Raw genomic sequence first — 16,793 nt, forward strand, 5'->3', positions numbered from 1 at the left:
GACCCAGCCAATGAGCGCCAAACCGCGTATCCTGATTTTCGCCGGAAGCACCCGCGCAGATTCCTACAATAAAAAGCTGGTTAAAATCGCCGGATTGGGCGCTGAAAAAGCCGGTGCCCAGGTCACTTACTTGGATTTGAAGACGATTCCCATGCCCCTGTTTGACGAAGACTGGGAACAGGCCGAAGGTTTGCCGCCCAACGCCCGACAATTCAAGGATCTGCTTCTGGCCCACCAGGGCCTGCTCATCGCCTGCCCGGAATATAACAGTTCTATCACGGCGGTGCTGAAAAACGCCATTGACTGGGCCTCTCGCCCTGTGCAGGGAGAAGCCCCGCTGGCCTGCTTTAAAGGCAAGGTTTGCGCCCTGATGAGTGCTTCCCCCGGTGCGCTGGGGGGCTTGCGGGGGTTAATCCCCGTTCGTTCCATTCTGGAAAATATCGGGGTGCTGGTGTTGCCGGAACAGGTGGCTGTCTCCAAAGCCCACGAGGCGTTTACCCCGGAGGGTCACCTGAAAGATGACAGGCAACAGGCCGCCATTGAAAATCTGGGAGCCCAGGTGGCCAGCCTGCTCCTGAAACTGGAAGGCTAGCCCGATACAAGCCAAGCATCCAACACCACCGGATTATTGCCGATCTGTGGAATGGCGCACCCACCATGAATTGCTATGATGCTCCCGGATCAATTTGGCAGGAAAGGTGGTTTCTATGGTGTTCAAAGATCGTGCGGATGCCGGGCGTCAATTGGCGGAGGCATTGCTTCCCTATGAGCGGGAAAACTGCCTGATTTTTGCCCTGCCCAGAGGCGGGGTCGAGGTGGCCATCGAAGTGGCCCGTCGCCTGCGAAAACCAATGGATGTGCTGGTGGTTCGTAAAATTGGGGCCCCGGGCCACGAAGAACTGGCGGCAGGGGCGGTTGGCCCTGAAGATGTCCTGATTCTGAACCGGGATGTTCTGGTCATGCTGGGGCTACAACCCAACGCGCTTCAGTCCAGAATTGACCAGGCCAGAACCGAGTTAAACCGCCGACTACGCCAGTACCGGGGCAATCGCCCCTTCCCCGGTCTTAACGGAAAAACCGCCATCATCGTGGATGACGGGCTGGCCACCGGGGCTACGGCCCGGGCCGCCCTCAAGGCGCTGAAGGCTCTGGGTCCGGCCAAGATCGTTCTGGCGGTACCGGTTGGAACCCGCCCCCTGTTGAGCCAGCTCCGTTACGAAGTGGATGATCTCGTTTGCCTGGAAAAGCCCGATAGTTTTGATGCGGTTAGCGCTTGGTATGAGCGCTTTCCCCAATGCACAGACGCCCAGGTGACTCAATGGCTGAAAGAGTCCGAACAGCTGAACCGGCAAAACAAGTGGCAAGAGGCCCAAACCCAGAACAGTCCGTCGTCACAATCACCCAAGCCCATGCACTGGGAAAATCTGCCCCTGTGAGTCCAGCGCGATCAGGCATGATTAATTGCGTTCACGAGTGCGCTCAGGATGGCCATGAGGGCAGATCAACACGGCCCGGCGGTGCAAAATCCGGTTGGTTGTGTTAGCTTGAAACAAAACTCAGGCACACCCGCTTTGAGCTTCGCTTGCAAGCCAACACACCAGGAGAACATTATGCCCGTGATGAATAAACAGATGCGGAAAAAAGAGACGCGTAAAAAAGGTTCCGGCCTCCTGCTCCCCCTGCTGTTCACCCTGGCCATCTCGTGTGTGTGCGTGCCTGTCTCAGAGGCTAGAAATAGCCACTATGCCAGTGCCACTGATCTGCAACTGGCCACCCAGACCATAAGCTCAGCCTCTGTGGGGCGAGACTTGATGCTCAGCGCTGTCCAGGTGGAGGGGAAACTGGCCGCAGGGCGTAATCTTACCTGTAACAACTGCGCCATTGGGGGGAATATTTCCGCGGGAAACAGCATCGCCCTCAATGAATGCTCTCAAGTGCAGAACATTGCAGCCGGACATGACGCTGAAATTACCCACAGCACGGTGAATCAGGGCATTGCCGCCGGACGCAACGTTATCCTCCACGATGCCACCGTTTCCCAGCGTGTCAGCGCCGGAAACGAAGTAGCCCTTGAACATTCGGAAGTCAAGGGCCTCATTGCACTGGGGGGGCACCTGGCGACGCTGGATGACAGCAAGGCCTCAGACATCCTCTTTTCCGAGAGAAATCAAACGATGGGCTCAGGCATCATCATCGGCGGTAATAACAGTTCCACCGTGCGGGTGGGCCCCACCGGTCTTTCCGCCATCAACGGCTTTACCGTCAAAGGCGCCATGAGCCAGACCACGGTGATTACTCCGGAGCAAACCATCTATGTTAATGGCCGCAAAGTCTCCGGGGAAGGCCCAGTGAGTTATCAGGCCTATCAGGCCACCAACCCGGAAGCACCCACCGTATATGGTCCGGGCTGGGATCCCTCGGTACTCTCCTCCTCTGCCCCAAAAACCGCTGCCCTTAGCAGTAAAAAGAAAGCGGAAAACAAACCGGTTGTGAATGTGCTGGAACTCCGCAATGGCAGTACCGTCAGTGGGCAAGTGCAGTTTGACAGTGGCTACGGAAAAATTGTGGTGTATCCCGGCAGTCAGTTTCTGGGGAAAGTCGTTAACGGCTTTGTCGAGAAAAAGTCGCGCTAATTTATAGCAGAAACCGCAACGAGACAGCTCATATCCTGTGGGCCCGAGTCTGCTATCGGATTGCACTCCTGCCGATAGAGGATTTTCAAAAGCCTGAGGACTGCTATGCTGGGGCTTTGGGAATGTCGTTGGGAGCTTGATGATTAATGACAAAGAAGCAAGAGCGTTGGCACGATAAAAAGCCGGATATGGCCAAAGCCATCCATTTTTTAGGCTCATTGCCAAATGAAGTCCAGACCATTATTGGCGATTGTGTGGTCAAAATCGCGGAAAAAGAATACAAGGTTTCCCAGTTAATGAACAACCTCAAATCGTTGGGCAGCGAAAAAATCCTTGGGCTCCACCAGTCCCAGAAAAAACGACGTAATTATGACAAAAACCCCGCCACCCACAAGGCGGTCAACCACGTCTATATATTACCCGAGAGTGATCAGGCCAAAATGACAAAGCACGTCTTAAACCTGATGGATAGCGTTTTCTCCTACTTTGAAATTCATCAGTCCTTGAACGTGCCGCCAGAAAAAGAGACGCTTCAGAAGCTGGCCGATGCCTTTACGGAGGGTGGTCCCAAGCAGGCCACTGCGTTCAATAAAGCGCTTCGTCAAAAACTGACCCAAAACGCCAAGCCCGCGGAATATTTAAAGGACTCTCACGGCGATTTGATTATTGGGCAGTAAGTCACCCTGTCCATTGGATTAAATCACGCTGAAGGTCGCTCAGGGTGCGCCTTCTGTCTTGAGCCTGTTTCTCACCGCAAGTAAAAACAGGCCCAGTGCCATTAATAATAAATAGGAATTCATCAGCACCATCCAGGACAGGCCGTGCAGGCCCATCAGCTGAAGCCCCAGCCAGTCCATGCCAATGCGCAGCGCTAACAAAACCACGCCAATCAAAAGCAAGGGGCGAATCAGGTTGAGGTTATAGAAGCAACTGCTCATCAAACGCCAGAGCGCCGTGTAGGGAACCATCACAATCAGAATCTGATAACACTGCGACACCAGCATTGTATTGTGAGCGGTGAACGCTCCCCGTTCGTACACGACTTTGATCAACCAGGGGGCAAACACCACCGAGCCCACAATCAGGGGTAAACTCCACAACAGGATTTGGACACTGGCGCCTTTCAGGATGGCAAGCGCCTTTTCCAGATCCTGCTCGGAGCAGGCCTGATTCAGGTCTGCCAGTTTGACCATTTGCAAATTGACGACCGTAAGACTTCCCGCGATCAGAACACTTACGTAAGCGTATCGAAAGGCGCTGGGCTCGCCGGTGGGCAAAAAACTCAAAAAGTAGTTGTCCACCAGGGCCGTCAGTGAGAAAACACCCCAGGTCAGGCTGACCGGTATTATTTTTTGCAGGAAAGACGCTGACCCTTCCGTGCGCCAAACCCACCGGGGCCGGATTTTCAACCCCACACAGTACATCAACAATTCCACCAGTTGGGAAAGGGGCAATGCGATTACCAGCCCCATTGGTCCCATCATCTTCAATAAAAGCACAAAGCTGACAATAAATAGCAACAGGCTGGTGATTCGGGGAAGCTGGTAGAGTGCAAACCGTTTTTCCTGAATGCAGAGTACCCGAAACATTTCAGCCACCTGAAACATAAAGCAGGACGGCAGAACCAGCCAGGTCAGCAGTAGCAGGTGCTGTAACTTCTCACCGGACCAGCTTGGCGCTATCAGTTGTGCAATGGGTTGATGAAGCAGGCCAATGGCTCCCCCGACAAGCAGGGTAAACAGAATGGTGTAATTGAGCAAGACGACTAATAGCCTTTGCGGCGAAAAAGGCGCGTCATGTTGATCTGTCTGAGCTGGCTGGTTGACTGGATGCGCCTGCTTTCGGCTGGACTCTGCCGACTCACACTGAGCCACCGCCGGAATCAGCGCGCCGTAGCCCAACTGCTCAAAATAGCTTCTGGTAAATATCAGGATATTATTAACCAGCGTGTAGGCGTCCATGAATTGAGCCAGCCCCAGAAAGGCCGTCATCACAATTTCTTTTAAAAAAGTCAGCCCTACCACCAGAATCTGCAAGAGAGCGATTTTAGAGCCGCCCTGCCGGGACAGGGACGCTAACTTTTGCCAGCTACCCGGCGGCAGTTTCCGATAAATTGACGCTTGAAATTGTGTGAAGCGTTTCAGGTGAATAAGCATGTTCGTTAATGACTAGCCGGATGACTGGCAGGGCTGGACGATCTTGAAATCAGTTTTCGGAGTGATCGAAAAAAGTAGACAGCGGTTTGACGCATCAGCCAAAGCTCCAGCTTGACGCTCCAATTGGTAATGTACCAGAGATCCGCGTCTGTTTTTTCCTGGATCTGATCCACCGTGGGATTCGGGTTTTTCATTTGAGCGTAGCCGGTGATTCCGGGCCTGAAAAAGTGCCTGCAACTGTAATTCTGAACATCCTCATCACGGAACCGCTTTACAAAAACAGGACGCTCCGGGCGTGGGCCTATCAATGACATTTCGCCCAACAGAATATTCCAGAGCTGGGGCAATTCATCCACGTGCGTTTTCCGTAAAAAGCGCCCAATTGCCGTAATTCGCGCATCTCCCTCCTGCACCCAGGTGGGGCCTGTTTTAGCTTCCGCCTGATCCACCATGGTACGAAACTTGATCAGGGTAAACGGCTTTTCATAAATCGACAATCGCTCCTGACGAAATAAGACCGGCCCCGGCGAGGTCAGTTTAATGGCCAGGGCAATCAGCACAAAAAGGGGGGCAAAAAAAACCAGTCCCAGGCTGGCAAGGATCACATCGAACACGCGCTTGAAACCATACCACCGACGATACTCCACAGAGGGGGTAAACGGCATGTATTCCAGCAAAAAGCGCTCCGAGGCCGCTTCTGGCTCAGGAAGGGAAGATTGCCTGGGAAATGATGACGGTTCCATCAAAAAAACAAACTCCTCGATTGGCCTTATGCGTTGCACGCCTTGTCCGTATAGTTCACCAAAGGCTCACCGGCCTGCAAAGTATCCCCGCAGGATCCCTTTTGACACCGGATGTACTCCACCACCTCCGCCAGTCCGTCTTTAAAGGCGACGCTCGGGCAAAACCCAAGCAGCGTCCTGGCCTTCTCGATACTGGATAAAGAGTGCCGCAAGTCGCCCCGACGCTCCGGTCGATGCGCCACTTCAAAATTCTGGAACCCCAGCGCCCTTAAGCATTCAATCAAATCCAGCAGAGAGCGCTTTTGACCGCTTCCGATATTCAGAACCTCAAACGGGTACTGTCCGGTATTCGCTAGCGCCTTCAGGTTGGCTTGCACCACGTCGGCCACATTGACAAAATCGCGGGTCTGCTTCCCGTTCCCAAACACAGTTAAATTCCGGTTTGAGAGCAAGTTGCCAATGAATAACGAAATAACGCCCGCATAGTCAGAACTCTGACTCTGCCGGGCTCCGTAAATATTAAAGTACCGCAAGCAGGTCACCTGCATGTGATTAAACCTGGAATAAAACTGACCATACTGTTCCCCAACCAGTTTACTGAGCCCGTATTGGGAGGCTGGTTGCGGCAGTAAGCCTTCGTGGCACTCCGGATACTCCACCGGCCCATACACAGCGGCACTGGAGGCAAACACCAGATGCTTGACCCCGGCTTGTCCTGCCGCCTCAAACACGTTGCCCGTCCCCAGAATATTCACCTCATAAGTACTTTGCGGATCCCGAACCGACTCAGACACGGAGGCAATGGCCGCCTTGTGAAAAATGATATCCTGATCCCGGCAGGCTTGCGTTAAAGCGGGCATGTCGCGAATATCACCCTGAATGAACTCAACCTTTCCGCCGTGCTGTAGAATGTTATGGCGTTTACCTGTCGATAGATTATCAAACACACTCACCCGATGCCCCTCCGACACCAGGGCATCCACCAGATGTGAACCGACAAAACCTGCCCCGCCAGTGACAAGGCAGTTCATACCCGAACGTTCAGACTTCGTCATACTTTAACACCCAACAAGCACTTTCTTGACTCTACTTTGGTTCATATCGGCGAGGGCAGGGAAAACTTTAAGCCAATTTCAAATTCAGGACGAATTGGAGCCCAGCAGATAGGAAGCAAGCGCCTGCAGCTTTTGACTGGCGTCGAAATGACGAGAAACAGAATCGCGGGCGTTCTGGCTCATTGACTGGCAATACGCCGGATTTTCTATAACCTTCCTCACCAGGGCGGTAGCGCCCTCCACATCGCCATGCTTCACCAGAAATCCGTTGCACCCTGACTCCAGTATTTCACCCATCCCGCAAACGTCCGAAGCCAGCACAGGCACACCAGCGGCCATGCTTTCCAAAACCGAGTTGGGACACCCCTCATAATCGGTAAATAAAACCGTGAAATCCAGATCGCCATAAACTTTGGGCATATCGGCGCAATAACCCGCCATCCCAATGCGATCCGTAAAACCCGAGGCTTGAATCAGGCGCTCCAGATGGGGGCGATCCGGGCCTTCCCCGATCAAGACCCCGTAAACGTGCGGAAATTCCCGGCATAAGGCGGTCATCAACTGAATGAAATAATCGTAGCGCTTGCCCGGCACCAAGCGGCCCACCATGCCAATTTTAAAAGCACCGGGTGGTCGCGCTTCCGCAAAGGGAGCGGTATCGGAGGTTAGAGACGCTGAGCGGTTGGCAAATTCCGCAATCGGAATGCCATCGTGAATGGTGTGAATCCGATCCGGGCGACAAATGCCCCCATTCATCATCTGCCGCCGAATATATTCGGACACCGTGATGTAACGGACGCCCAGCAGGGCCAACCCTCGATGCATGAGGTAAATCATTTTGAGTGTGCGAGAGCCCGGTGGCGCCCCCTCTCCCCGAATAATGGCAAACCGACCCGGAACCCTGCACAACCAGCTTGCCACACCACTCAACCCAATCAACTTGACCCCTGAGGCCAGTACCACATCCGGCTTTTCCTTGAGAAAAACCTTGATGATGAAAAAAAGCACCTGAAGTTCCTGCCAGGGCCGAATAGCCCGATCGATGAGAGGAGAGTAATACGTTTTCACAGGTAAGCCGTTTTGCGCAATCGTCTGTCCTAGCCAGGTCTTTTCCGCGTTGGAGATCAACACCGTTTGCACACCCTTGGCAACCAGTGCTTCCGCCAACAGAAACGTCTGCTTTGTACCCCCGCCGTATAAATGCTCATGGGCCAGCAGGATAACTTTTTGGGCCTTCACTTCGGGCTTCACTCTGGACTTCACGCTTTTCTCCCTGCCAATAGAAGCGGCAAATCCTGATCCAGCACAAAGCCTGCCATCAACCAGACATAAGCAGTTTCAATGGGAGAATAGAGCTTGTTATGAAATGCCCCGGTCAGGAAAAACACCAGAAAACCGGAGCAAGCCATGGCGTAGCGAACATTGTGGGACAATTGTTGCGTGCGCAGCGTCTTGAACAACAAGACAGCGGTTATCAACAGGTAGGGGGTGTAGTACAGAACGGTACCGATCAGGCCAAAGACCGATAAGGCACAGGCCAGGGTGTCGTGCAGGTTAAAGTGAGCCAGTTGACGTTCCCGGAACATGCCATACCCAAACAAAAATCGGGTAACGGTTTGAAAGCGCGTCACGTTCTCGAGATTGATGCCCGCTTGATAATCCTGAATAATTTTTTCCCGGCTATGGTTGCCCGACTCAATTTGACCCGGTGTAAACCGATTTCCCAATTCGGGCGTTGCGCACAAAAACAGCGCTAACGGCACTAAAACCAGCAGGCATCCCACCGTAAAATTTTTAAGCTGCCGCCAGCTTTGAGTCATCAGCAGCGATAAAGCTGCCATCATCACCACCAGACCCAGCGCCACAATGGCAATGCGGGTTTGTGTCATAGCCAAAACCACCAGTCCCAGAAGGACGGTGGAAAGCCAGTAGAGCTTCCATTTTCCTTTAGACAAAACCAGCTGGGTGCAAATAAAGGTGAGGAACACCACGATAAACGGTCCCAGTCGCGTGGGTAAACGCATAATGGAGGAGACCCGTATCATCCCCCCTGCTTGTATAAACTGGCACACGCCATACAACAGAATGCCATTGAACACCACACTCAGGCACAACAGAAAACGCTTTAAAAATAGGGGATGATTGACGTAAAGATCGTAAAGTAAACAGGGAATATAAATCAGCGGATAGACAATGGTAAAGCCCAGCAGGGAAGATGCCCCGCCCAACGAGAGCGCCGGAAATCCCGGATCGAATTGCATGCGATTGGTAAGTTGGACGGGTATTTCAACTGAACCCATGGCGATGGCCGTAAAAAAGTAGATCAGTCCCAGCAGCAGTAAGGGCGCGACCAAAAAACGCAAGCGGGTACTTCGCCAGCGTAGCATCAGATAAATACAGTTGGGCAGCGTGGCGGCCATCAGGGCGGGAGCGCATAGCGCCGAAAAAGCGTCTCCAAAAAAAATGAGGAAAGTATAAATCACCAGACACAGTCGACTGTTATTCCAGCTTAAAAACCAGAAAAACGGCACCACGGGCAGCATCAGGCCAAGCAAAAGGTGTATTTTGGGAGAGAGGCCAAGGGCGTCAATCAGGAAAGCGGATTGAAAAAAAGTAGCCCACAGCAACAGGATCACGACAGCGAACATTCCAAACAAAACCAGCGGAAATGCCTGCGTTTGAGTCAGCGAACGGGGATGGCTCATGGCGTGACTACGTTGGTATTGTCCAGAATGTACTTGATATTGGCCGCGGGCAAGGTGATGGCAGAGGCCGCCCCAAACGTGGATTTAATCCAGTGCTTCCAGTTTCCTTTGGACACAATCACGGAATCATTGGGAAACAGAATCATATCTTTCCTGGTGGCATCCACTTTTAAAGCCAGCATTTGTTGATTGGGCAGGGTTCTGGCCACAATAACCTGCCGGGGCTCCGCTTTATCAACATCAAGCCCGGCTTTGGCCAGCACGCTTTGTAAGCTCATCTCGGTAGGGCTTAACTGGTACACATCCGGACGCGTTACATAACCGTAGACCCGAATGGGATAGGTCTCCTGCCCCAGATTGCTGTTTGCCAGCAGTTTCAGTACCTCAGGGTGATTCCACTGAGCGTTTTCCAGTCGGGGAACGTAGATCACATCTTCCAGCCCCAGGGCAACATCGTTCGCCAATGCCCCGTAAGCCAGTAATTCAACAATGTTGGCCTCCACGCAAGAGGCGTTATTCAGGTTAAACACCCTTACATGGGCCAAATCCGCATCGGCCAGTAAACCGCCCGCTTTCACCAGGGCTGAACTGAGGTGGTAATCCAGTCTGGGCGGATTCACGCCAAGCGGTGTGATGGCGGAATTATCCTGCCCATCCAGTAGATACAGTCCGGGTTTTTTTACCGCTCCCAGAATATAAATGCGCTGCGGGGCAATTTTGTCCAGTGACACCGTCACTGCGGGATGACGCAAGGCGCTTGCGAATCCCTTGGTCAATACCGCAGTCAAACTGTCTACACTGTGATTGATGGTATTGACCTTACCCAACAAGGGCAAGGCAATGGTGCCATCGGGGGCGATTAAAAGGTTCCGAAGGGAAAATTCCGGATGACTCAGCACCTGCAAGGAAATGACATCCCCCGGCTTTAAATGATAGTCCTGCCACTCGGCTTTGGCCACCAAAGGGTGATTCTCTTGATGACTGAGCGAAACCGGATGAAAGCCTTTTTCTGGAGATGAGGCCGATGAAGCGGGCTGAGTGCTTTCCAGCGTTGCCTGAGGGTCGGACTTTGCATTTTGAGACAGGAGCTGTGTCCACCAGACCGAGAAGTCCTTGTCCGTCAGCACCACTGAAGAGGTGCTTTTCAGGGAACTCAGGGAAAGCGGCGCCGGATCTCGCTCCGCTTCCTCCAATGAAAAACGGGTAACCGCGGACTCCGCATTCGCCTGCTGATGAGGCCCTTTCGCGGGCTCTGTGGCCATGGCGTTCTGCATGCCGAGCAACACCAGTGCCCCCCACACAGACAAGGCGGCTAGGGATTTTGGGACATTCTGTTTGAGAATCAACGACATACGATATTTTCCAGCTCTGTTCAGGAAACGGCTTTTGGGGGAATTTTTTAAGGGAAAACAACGTTCCCGACAATCTGCTCCGGCTGAATCGACGACTCCAGAAACTTCAATTCCCGGACATCGCTGGCGGACTTTGAAATCCCCAGAATGACGCCATCAGCGATATCCTCGATCAGGGCAACCCTATTCTGTCGTTCGATTGCCGCAGGCTGACCAGCGACAGGATTGCCACCGGTAGCGGACATCCACGGGTGCAGGAAAATCAGGTGAAAGCCCTGCTGTGCTTGCAGGTTTTTCAGGAAGCCGGGATCCAGAATATCTTCATCCACAGTTTCAGCGAGTAACTGGTAAAGATTCTCCTGGGTACAGGAGCGATACAATTCCAGGCGTCCCAGTTTGAGAACCAGTCGCTTATTGCGGAAGGGATTGAAGAGTGCAAAGCCATCCAGTTCTGCGGCCCGTTGCGTGAAATATAAAACCTTCAGCTCCGGATGCTTAAAGGCGTACAGCCCGCTCAATACACTGGCCAGATTGCCAGGGTGCCAGAACATCTCGGGCTTTTTACCGGAGCCATCCACATAAATGGGCAAGGCGCAACGAGAGTCCGCATTGTCAAACAGGGAAATAAACAACAGGGTTTGAATCCCTCGCTTGCGAATCTGAAGGGCGATACCCTGACCAAGGGCCGCAAGCTCCTCATACAAAGTTTCGGTGGTACGGGGCAATCTGCCGGAAAAACTGCCCAGTGAGAGGCCCGGTCTTTCCAGCAACGGAATACGAGGATCCAGAAATTCAGCGATGGCCACACTGGACAGCGCCAGAACCAGACTGGCCATCCCCCCCAGTATTAAAGTGGTTTTCAAGGAAATGGGAAATACGGCATCGCCCTGTTCCGGCTCGATGGGTGGCGTCAAAACCACAAAGGCACCCAAATTCAGTAGGCTGGCTTGCTCCAGTATGGTTTCCTGAATTTTATCCTGTAGCTTTTCCTCTTCGCTTTTCAAGGCGTTCAGAGCCAAGCGCAAGTCATCCATGTCCTTTTTCTCAAAAGCGACCGCTTTAAAGCCACTATCCAGCTGAGACAAAAAACTCTCGTAATAGGATTTTTGCTGAAGCAGGGCTGCCCGCTGCGTCGTCAGCTCGATGAGCTGCTTGCCAAACGTAACGTCCAAATCACTGAAGGCCTTGTCCTCTCCCACCAGTGCGGCAGGATGAATGTTCTGGCTGTAACTGGACTGGATGCGCTGACCAATCAAACGCTCCAGACGTTGAATCAGATCTTCTTTCTCCAGTACCACCGGATAGCTGTCTGTAAAGGCGGATTTCAGTTTTGCCAGTTCTCCCTTTTCCATGGCCAGTTGCTTCTGCCAGATTTCCAGCTTGGGATCACTTTTAATACTGACCAGGCGCTGTACCTGTGCGGGAGACAATCCCAATATTCTTTCCAGGTGTTTGATCTGCTTTTCAGTGGCCAGAATTTCAGCACTGGTAGTGCCCAGCAACTGTGTAAAATTGCTTTTTAACTTAACCAACTCCGAGTTTTTTAGATCAATATCGGTGGTGCCGCTGGCAGCTTCCACCTGTTTCAGGTTTTCGGCCAACTGGTGACGATTTCTCTGCACTTCTGCCAGTCGCACCTTCAGGAAGTCGATCCCCTTCAGGCGGGTTTCCTGAGCAATGTGCGCCAACGCCTCCTCGTAAGATTTGAGGGTATGATCCAGCACTTTTTTGGCAAAGTGAGCCGAAGTATCCTGAAAATACAGATCAATAACCTTGGTAACCTGACTCAGCTCCGTACTCACGTTGCTGTCGGCTCTCAAACGTCTCAGCAACAGGTCCTGGGCCACGTCCTCCCGCTTGGGAAACTCTTTTCTCAGCCGACTCACCACTTTATCAAGCACCAGATTGGACTTTAAAATCCGGATATGATCCAGGGTGTCATCATACTCGTAAGCCTGATACTGGTTTGGAATTTTTCGCTGAATATAAACGCTGGATTTCACCTCATACACGGGGGCGCTCAAAAAGTGAATCAGCACGACCGTCAGAAACGAAAAACAGAATATAGCCGTTGCCAGCCAGCGATGGCGCTTTAAGACCAGAAAAATGGAGTCCATGGCTGTCCAGCTCTCCCAAATGACCGTTCTTGAACCCTTCGCTTGGGAAAAACGCGCCGTAGCCCCGGCAGGCTAAAGAACGTTGTTCGGTCAATCACCGATCCCAACCGGTCATGTTCATATTAGTCTCAAGCCAGGACAGACTTTATCCTTTAAATACAGGAGTTATTGGCGTCCCGCTCACAGTCCCCTGAATGGGGTACAGCCTCGCGAACAACCACCCAAGCGGGGCCGAATCGGGTAAAAATCCAAACGTTCGAAGATTTATCCTGCCAGTTCATTATTTTCACTTTTCAGCGTTTTAGTTTTTTTTCCAGCCTTTCAGCCCGAGACTGGAAACTGGCAAACAGTGCCAAAAGCGGGCCAAAACGCGTTTGGCAGGACGTGAATGGCTTAAGCGGGCCTGTTTACTTTTTCAGCCGCTTGTAACCCATATAGCTGGCGGATGACAAAGCGGCAACCGCGACCAGGGCCAGACCCGGCGTTTTTTTGGGGCCATTCCCATTACCATGTCCGTTGGCATTTCCGTTTCCATTCCCGGGAGCCGCCTCCGCAGTGAGGGTAACGGCGCTGAGCAACAGGACGGTTACCGTACACAGCAAACCAGCGATTCTGAAAAATTGATTCACAGCAATGCCTCTCATACTTATTTTACCCACAGAGAAATAAGAGTCCCTCATTTGAATGTTGATCCATGTTTTTATAAATGTCAATCTTTTTGCAGGATTTCCGATAAATCTTACCCTGTTCGAACTATTTAAAACGCGCTCATCCCCCTGAGAAGAGCCTCCGGAGCATTTACCCGGTGAAAATTTCTGATTTACGAAAAAAATTAACTCTGGACGGTTTGTTACTGGCTGTCTTGCTGGTACTTCTCAGTCTGCCCGTGTTGACAAGCTGGCTGGAAACACTCTGGCAACGCCCGCTGGATCACAATTTAATTCAGCTGGGAGGCGCTATTGTATTGCTGTTTGCCCTCTTGAACAGCTTCAAGCGTGAGGCACTCAAAAAAGCCCTCACCGGGTCACCCCTTCTGAACACAAGCTGGATAGGCCTGGCTTTGTTAAGCGGGGTTCTTTTGGTGCACGCCCTGTTTGACTTTCTGCATATTAAATCGTTGTACTGGATGAGCTATTTGGGAATACTGGCTTTTTCAGGCTGGACATTGCTTGGATTTCAGCGTTTCCTGCACTGTTTGCCGTACTTTCTGTTTTCAGCGTTTCTGCTGCCCGTGGTCAACGCGGAAATCCACACAGCCATCAGCCTTCCGTTGCAACTGGCTTCAACCTGGCTGGCCACCCAATTTTCCGCCTTGTTTATACCACTCACCTACCATCAGAATATGATGTACATTAAGGGAGAAACTTTTGAAATCACCGCTGATTGCAGTGGCCTGCAGAGCTGGGTCGGGTTTATTTTCGCGGGGCTGCTCAAACATCTTTTTGAAGGGCTTCAAAAGCTGGAATTGGCTTTACTCATCCCCATTTCCCTGATTCTGGCCCTGTTTCTGAATAGTGTAAGGCTATGCCTGACCGCGCTGGTTGCCTACTTCGCCTCCGCCGATCAGGCGCTGGCCATCCATACCAATCTGGATTATGTGCTGCTACCCCTTGGGTTCTATCTCATCTGGGAAAGTGGCCATTGGCTCAAAGCCCGGTTCCCGGTCAAAGGGGAAGAACCGAATCCGGACAAAGCGCATCCCGCCTCTTCCGCAAAAAACAGGCTGATTACCGGAATCACGGCGTGTCTGTTCCTTTGCGTCATCGTGTTTCACTGGGTGGTGAACGTGCCACTGAACCACCCGACGCCAACGACTCTGAGCGTTCCCCATCATCTGGCAGACTGGCAGGGTTCGGAGCTGGCTCTATCGGAGGCCGAAAAAAAATCGCTGGCAGGGGCGCAAATTATCAATCGGGCCTATCACCGCCCCAATCAACGGGTGTTGCTGACCGTGCTGCAAAGTGACTCTCCTGAATATATTCATAACTTTTGGGGATGTTTGGTGGGGCAGGGGCTTCAGCCCAAACAGGTGGCGCAGTTAAAGCTGACCCTGAATCAGCGGGTTTACGCCATTCCGGTCCTGCAGTATGAGTATGAGGGAAGGCAGTATTACGAAGCGCTCTGGTACCAGTGGGATAGCGGCATTACGGCCAGTCGGTGGCAATGGTATCAGGCGGTACTGCAATCCCGCTTTGGAAAACCACCCTCTGGCTGGAAGATTGTCACCGTCACCATGCCCTTACCGCTGCAGAACCCTACAGAATCCCGGCAGGACGATATCAGCATTTTGCAGGACTTTTCCGCGCTGATGCTTAAGACCCTGAGCCCAAATCCCTGAAGCCAGATTCCTGATGCGGGTTCTTGATCATGAATTGGGCAAGGCTGCCTTATCCCTCACTGAATCAAGGAGACCCACCTGTGCCCGAGAAAAAGATGCCAGCTTACGCCCTGCTTTTGATGGCCTCTCTTGTGCCATTGGTTCTGGGGAGCGGGATACTGATCTTTCAGGCGCAGGCCAGAGCGCTGCTGCAGGCGATCGGTCTCGATCCCCTGTGGATAGGAACCGTGCTGGTGGGGACAGGCTTGATAGACATCGCATTGGCCGCTTTTCTCAAGAGCAGGATCCAATAAGCCAGAGATCTCCGGAAATACAGGGCCATCCGAGTCTTCTTCCCCAAAACCGATTTGAACCTTTGTAACATCCTGAGGACAAGGGTTTTGCCAGAGACGTTTGTTTGGTGTAGTTTAAAAGGGTTCAAGCAAGGGCTTTCTATTCAAGCCTTTCAAGTGGCTTCATTTACAACATAAAATTTGCAGATTTCCACCATGACCCGGATTGAAATCGTTCGTCCTCAACTGCCTGTAAAAAATAGCGGTGCCCCGGTTGCTCACAGGCAAAACCAGGGGCCAATAGCGGTTGATACACTGGATTGGATCAGGCCCACAAACCGATCTGTCCACTTTCAGGGAAAACGCCCACAGACTGCCTCAACCGGACAGACAGGCCGCCAAACGCAGTCGCCCAAACCGCCCATGATCATTCACAAGTTGTTTGGCCAGCCCCGTAAAAACATGATGTGGACCTTGGGCTACAGCCTGGGTGGCGTTATGCTGCTGCCCATCCCCCCGGTGGCGACCGGCGCGTTTTGTCTGGCGCTGGTTCACTTTGTTTCGGCCACTTACCAGTTCCTGCAAGAAAAACCAGAGCCGCATATCAGCCCTGCCAACTCAAGCTCAAACTAGAGACAATCAGGCTACAGGCCCCCTCTTCAAGCTCTGTTTTCAGGCTTCCGGCGGTGATATACTAATCCTGATGTCAGTCCGTTGCCGGGCTGGCCCCGGTCAGGCCGCACGGACAGAAGTACGGGATCCGTTTCAGTATGCTGGATGTTCATTTTTGGGAAAATCGCTACATCACCCAGAACACAGGGTGGGATTTGGCGGGCCCTTCTCCGCATTTTGTGGCACTGATCAAGGCGCCACCGGCATTCTTAAAACCGGGCGCTATGGCCGTTTTGGGTGCCGGGCGTGGTCACGATGCGGCCCTGTTTGGGCAGAACGCCTTTCAGGTTAGCGGCTTCGATTACGCCAGCAGCGCCGTGCAGGAGGCCCGGCAGCGCTATGGCCAATGGGCTGATTTTCACCAGAGGGATATTTTTACGCTGGGGCAGGCAGACACCCCCTTTGCCCATCAGTTTGATTATGTGCTGGAGCATACCTGTTTTTGCGCCATTTTACCCAAACAGCGCCCCGACTACCTGCAAACCGTCACCCGCCTGCTCAAGCCGGAGGGCTATCTGATCGGCATTTTCTGGGAGCATGAGGAAGCCGATGGGCCACCGTTCAGCACCACGCTGGAGGCGGTTCAAGCTCTTTTTTGCGATAGCTTTGACATTATTTCCGTGGAGGAACGTCAGCCCGCCAGCAACCGCCGTGGTATCGAACGCCTGATGGTTCTCCGTCGAAAAAAGGAACTTTAGAGCGCCCGGTGCGCAAAAGCGGAGAAAGTCCCTACAATAAAAGGAGTGATCT

The 16,793-nt window shown here is 52.6% G+C and carries 16 protein-coding genes; 8 read left to right on the forward strand and 8 right to left on the reverse strand.

Annotated elements, in window-relative coordinates:
- The first annotated feature begins 10 nt into the window (after positions 1-10).
- The 4 genes from DF283_RS07625 to DF283_RS07640 all read left to right on the forward strand — a co-directional run bounded on the left by DF283_RS07625 (position 11) and on the right by DF283_RS07640 (position 3,310).
- Positions 11-592: an NADPH-dependent FMN reductase gene (locus DF283_RS07625; protein WP_303674149.1), complete on the forward strand. Its 582-nt coding sequence runs from the start codon at positions 11-13 to the stop codon at positions 590-592.
- Positions 593-707: 115 nt separating this feature from the next.
- The gene (locus DF283_RS07630) at positions 708-1,436 is read left to right on the forward strand and encodes a phosphoribosyltransferase (RefSeq protein WP_303674150.1); all 729 of its coding nucleotides are present in this window, start codon (positions 708-710) and stop codon (positions 1,434-1,436) included.
- Between the two features lie 180 nt (positions 1,437-1,616).
- On the forward strand, positions 1,617-2,633 hold the full coding sequence (locus DF283_RS07635) for a hypothetical protein (protein ID WP_303674151.1): 1,017 nt from the start codon (positions 1,617-1,619) through the stop codon (positions 2,631-2,633).
- Positions 2,634-2,779: 146 nt separating this feature from the next.
- Entirely contained in the window at positions 2,780-3,310 is a 531-nt protein-coding gene (locus DF283_RS07640; RefSeq protein WP_303674152.1) for a hypothetical protein, read from the forward strand.
- Positions 3,311-3,349: 39 nt separating this feature from the next.
- Here the strand turns inward: DF283_RS07640 and DF283_RS07645 are convergent, their stop codons facing one another.
- The 8 genes from DF283_RS07645 to DF283_RS07680 form a co-directional block, all read right to left on the reverse strand.
- Positions 3,350-4,789 carry a lipid II flippase MurJ gene (locus DF283_RS07645; RefSeq protein WP_303674153.1) on the reverse strand — a complete coding sequence of 480 codons (1,440 nt, stop codon included), beginning with the start codon at positions 4,787-4,789 and terminating at the stop codon, positions 3,350-3,352.
- Between the two features lie 5 nt (positions 4,790-4,794).
- Positions 4,795-5,532, reverse strand: a complete 738-nt coding sequence (locus DF283_RS07650; RefSeq protein ID WP_303674154.1) for a sugar transferase — start codon at positions 5,530-5,532, stop codon at positions 4,795-4,797.
- 26 nt (positions 5,533-5,558) lie between these two features.
- Positions 5,559-6,587 (reverse strand): NAD-dependent epimerase/dehydratase family protein, encoded by a 1,029-nt coding sequence (locus DF283_RS07655; protein WP_303674155.1) that lies wholly within the window; start codon positions 6,585-6,587, stop codon positions 5,559-5,561.
- Positions 6,588-6,671: 84 nt separating this feature from the next.
- Complete coding sequence (locus DF283_RS07660) at positions 6,672-7,850, reverse strand: glycosyltransferase (RefSeq protein WP_303674156.1); 1,179 nt, start codon at positions 7,848-7,850, stop codon at positions 6,672-6,674.
- Complete coding sequence (locus DF283_RS07665) at positions 7,847-9,235, reverse strand: hypothetical protein (protein ID WP_303674158.1); 1,389 nt, start codon at positions 9,233-9,235, stop codon at positions 7,847-7,849. The genes DF283_RS07660 and DF283_RS07665 overlap by 4 nt, the downstream gene beginning before the upstream one ends.
- Positions 9,236-9,288: 53 nt before the next feature.
- The gene (locus tag DF283_RS07670; RefSeq protein ID WP_303674159.1) at positions 9,289-10,644 is read right to left on the reverse strand and encodes a polysaccharide biosynthesis/export family protein; all 1,356 of its coding nucleotides are present in this window, start codon (positions 10,642-10,644) and stop codon (positions 9,289-9,291) included.
- 47 nt (positions 10,645-10,691) lie between these two features.
- Positions 10,692-12,761, reverse strand: coding sequence for a GumC family protein (locus DF283_RS07675; RefSeq protein ID WP_303674161.1), 2,070 nt, complete (start codon positions 12,759-12,761; stop codon positions 10,692-10,694).
- A gap of 407 nt (positions 12,762-13,168) precedes the next feature.
- Positions 13,169-13,405 carry a hypothetical protein gene (locus DF283_RS07680; RefSeq protein WP_303674162.1) on the reverse strand — a complete coding sequence of 79 codons (237 nt, stop codon included), beginning with the start codon at positions 13,403-13,405 and terminating at the stop codon, positions 13,169-13,171.
- Positions 13,406-13,566: 161 nt separating this feature from the next.
- On the opposite strand from DF283_RS07680, the gene DF283_RS07685 reads away from it, so the two are divergent.
- The 4 genes from DF283_RS07685 to DF283_RS07700 all read left to right on the forward strand — a co-directional run bounded on the left by DF283_RS07685 (position 13,567) and on the right by DF283_RS07700 (position 16,741).
- Entirely contained in the window at positions 13,567-15,099 is a 1,533-nt protein-coding gene (locus DF283_RS07685) for an exosortase/archaeosortase family protein (protein WP_303674164.1), read from the forward strand.
- 80 nt (positions 15,100-15,179) lie between these two features.
- Positions 15,180-15,392, forward strand: coding sequence for a hypothetical protein (locus tag DF283_RS07690; protein ID WP_303674165.1), 213 nt, complete (start codon positions 15,180-15,182; stop codon positions 15,390-15,392).
- A gap of 402 nt (positions 15,393-15,794) precedes the next feature.
- Complete coding sequence (locus DF283_RS07695; RefSeq protein WP_303674166.1) at positions 15,795-16,004, forward strand: hypothetical protein; 210 nt, start codon at positions 15,795-15,797, stop codon at positions 16,002-16,004.
- Between the two features lie 137 nt (positions 16,005-16,141).
- Complete coding sequence (locus tag DF283_RS07700; protein ID WP_303674167.1) at positions 16,142-16,741, forward strand: methyltransferase; 600 nt, start codon at positions 16,142-16,144, stop codon at positions 16,739-16,741.
- Positions 16,742-16,793: the final 52 nt, after the last annotated feature.

Source organism: Vampirovibrio chlorellavorus, assembly GCF_003149375.1.
In the GTDB taxonomy this organism is placed as follows: domain Bacteria; phylum Cyanobacteriota; class Vampirovibrionia; order Vampirovibrionales; family Vampirovibrionaceae; genus Vampirovibrio; species Vampirovibrio chlorellavorus_B.

Excerpts from the sequence above, each read along its gene's own strand:
- DF283_RS07625 (WP_303674149.1), top strand. The coding sequence starts at position 11 with ATGAGCGCCAAACCGCGTATCCTGATTTTCGCCGGAAGCACCCGCGCA.
- DF283_RS07630 (WP_303674150.1), top strand. The coding sequence starts at position 708 with ATGGTGTTCAAAGATCGTGCGGATGCCGGGCGTCAATTGGCGGAGGCA.
- DF283_RS07640 (WP_303674152.1), top strand. The coding sequence starts at position 2,780 with ATGACAAAGAAGCAAGAGCGTTGGCACGATAAAAAGCCGGATATGGCC.
- DF283_RS07645 (WP_303674153.1), bottom strand. The coding sequence starts at position 4,789 with ATGCTTATTCACCTGAAACGCTTCACACAATTTCAAGCGTCAATTTAT.
- DF283_RS07650 (WP_303674154.1), bottom strand. The coding sequence starts at position 5,532 with ATGGAACCGTCATCATTTCCCAGGCAATCTTCCCTTCCTGAGCCAGAA.
- DF283_RS07655 (WP_303674155.1), bottom strand. The coding sequence starts at position 6,587 with ATGACGAAGTCTGAACGTTCGGGTATGAACTGCCTTGTCACTGGCGGG.
- DF283_RS07665 (WP_303674158.1), bottom strand. The coding sequence starts at position 9,235 with ATGTTCGCTGTCGTGATCCTGTTGCTGTGGGCTACTTTTTTTCAATCC.
- DF283_RS07670 (WP_303674159.1), bottom strand. The coding sequence starts at position 10,644 with ATGTCGTTGATTCTCAAACAGAATGTCCCAAAATCCCTAGCCGCCTTG.
- DF283_RS07675 (WP_303674161.1), bottom strand. The coding sequence starts at position 12,761 with ATGGACTCCATTTTTCTGGTCTTAAAGCGCCATCGCTGGCTGGCAACG.
- DF283_RS07680 (WP_303674162.1), bottom strand. The coding sequence starts at position 13,405 with ATGAGAGGCATTGCTGTGAATCAATTTTTCAGAATCGCTGGTTTGCTG.
- DF283_RS07695 (WP_303674166.1), top strand. The coding sequence starts at position 15,795 with ATGATCATTCACAAGTTGTTTGGCCAGCCCCGTAAAAACATGATGTGG.
- DF283_RS07700 (WP_303674167.1), top strand. The coding sequence starts at position 16,142 with ATGCTGGATGTTCATTTTTGGGAAAATCGCTACATCACCCAGAACACA.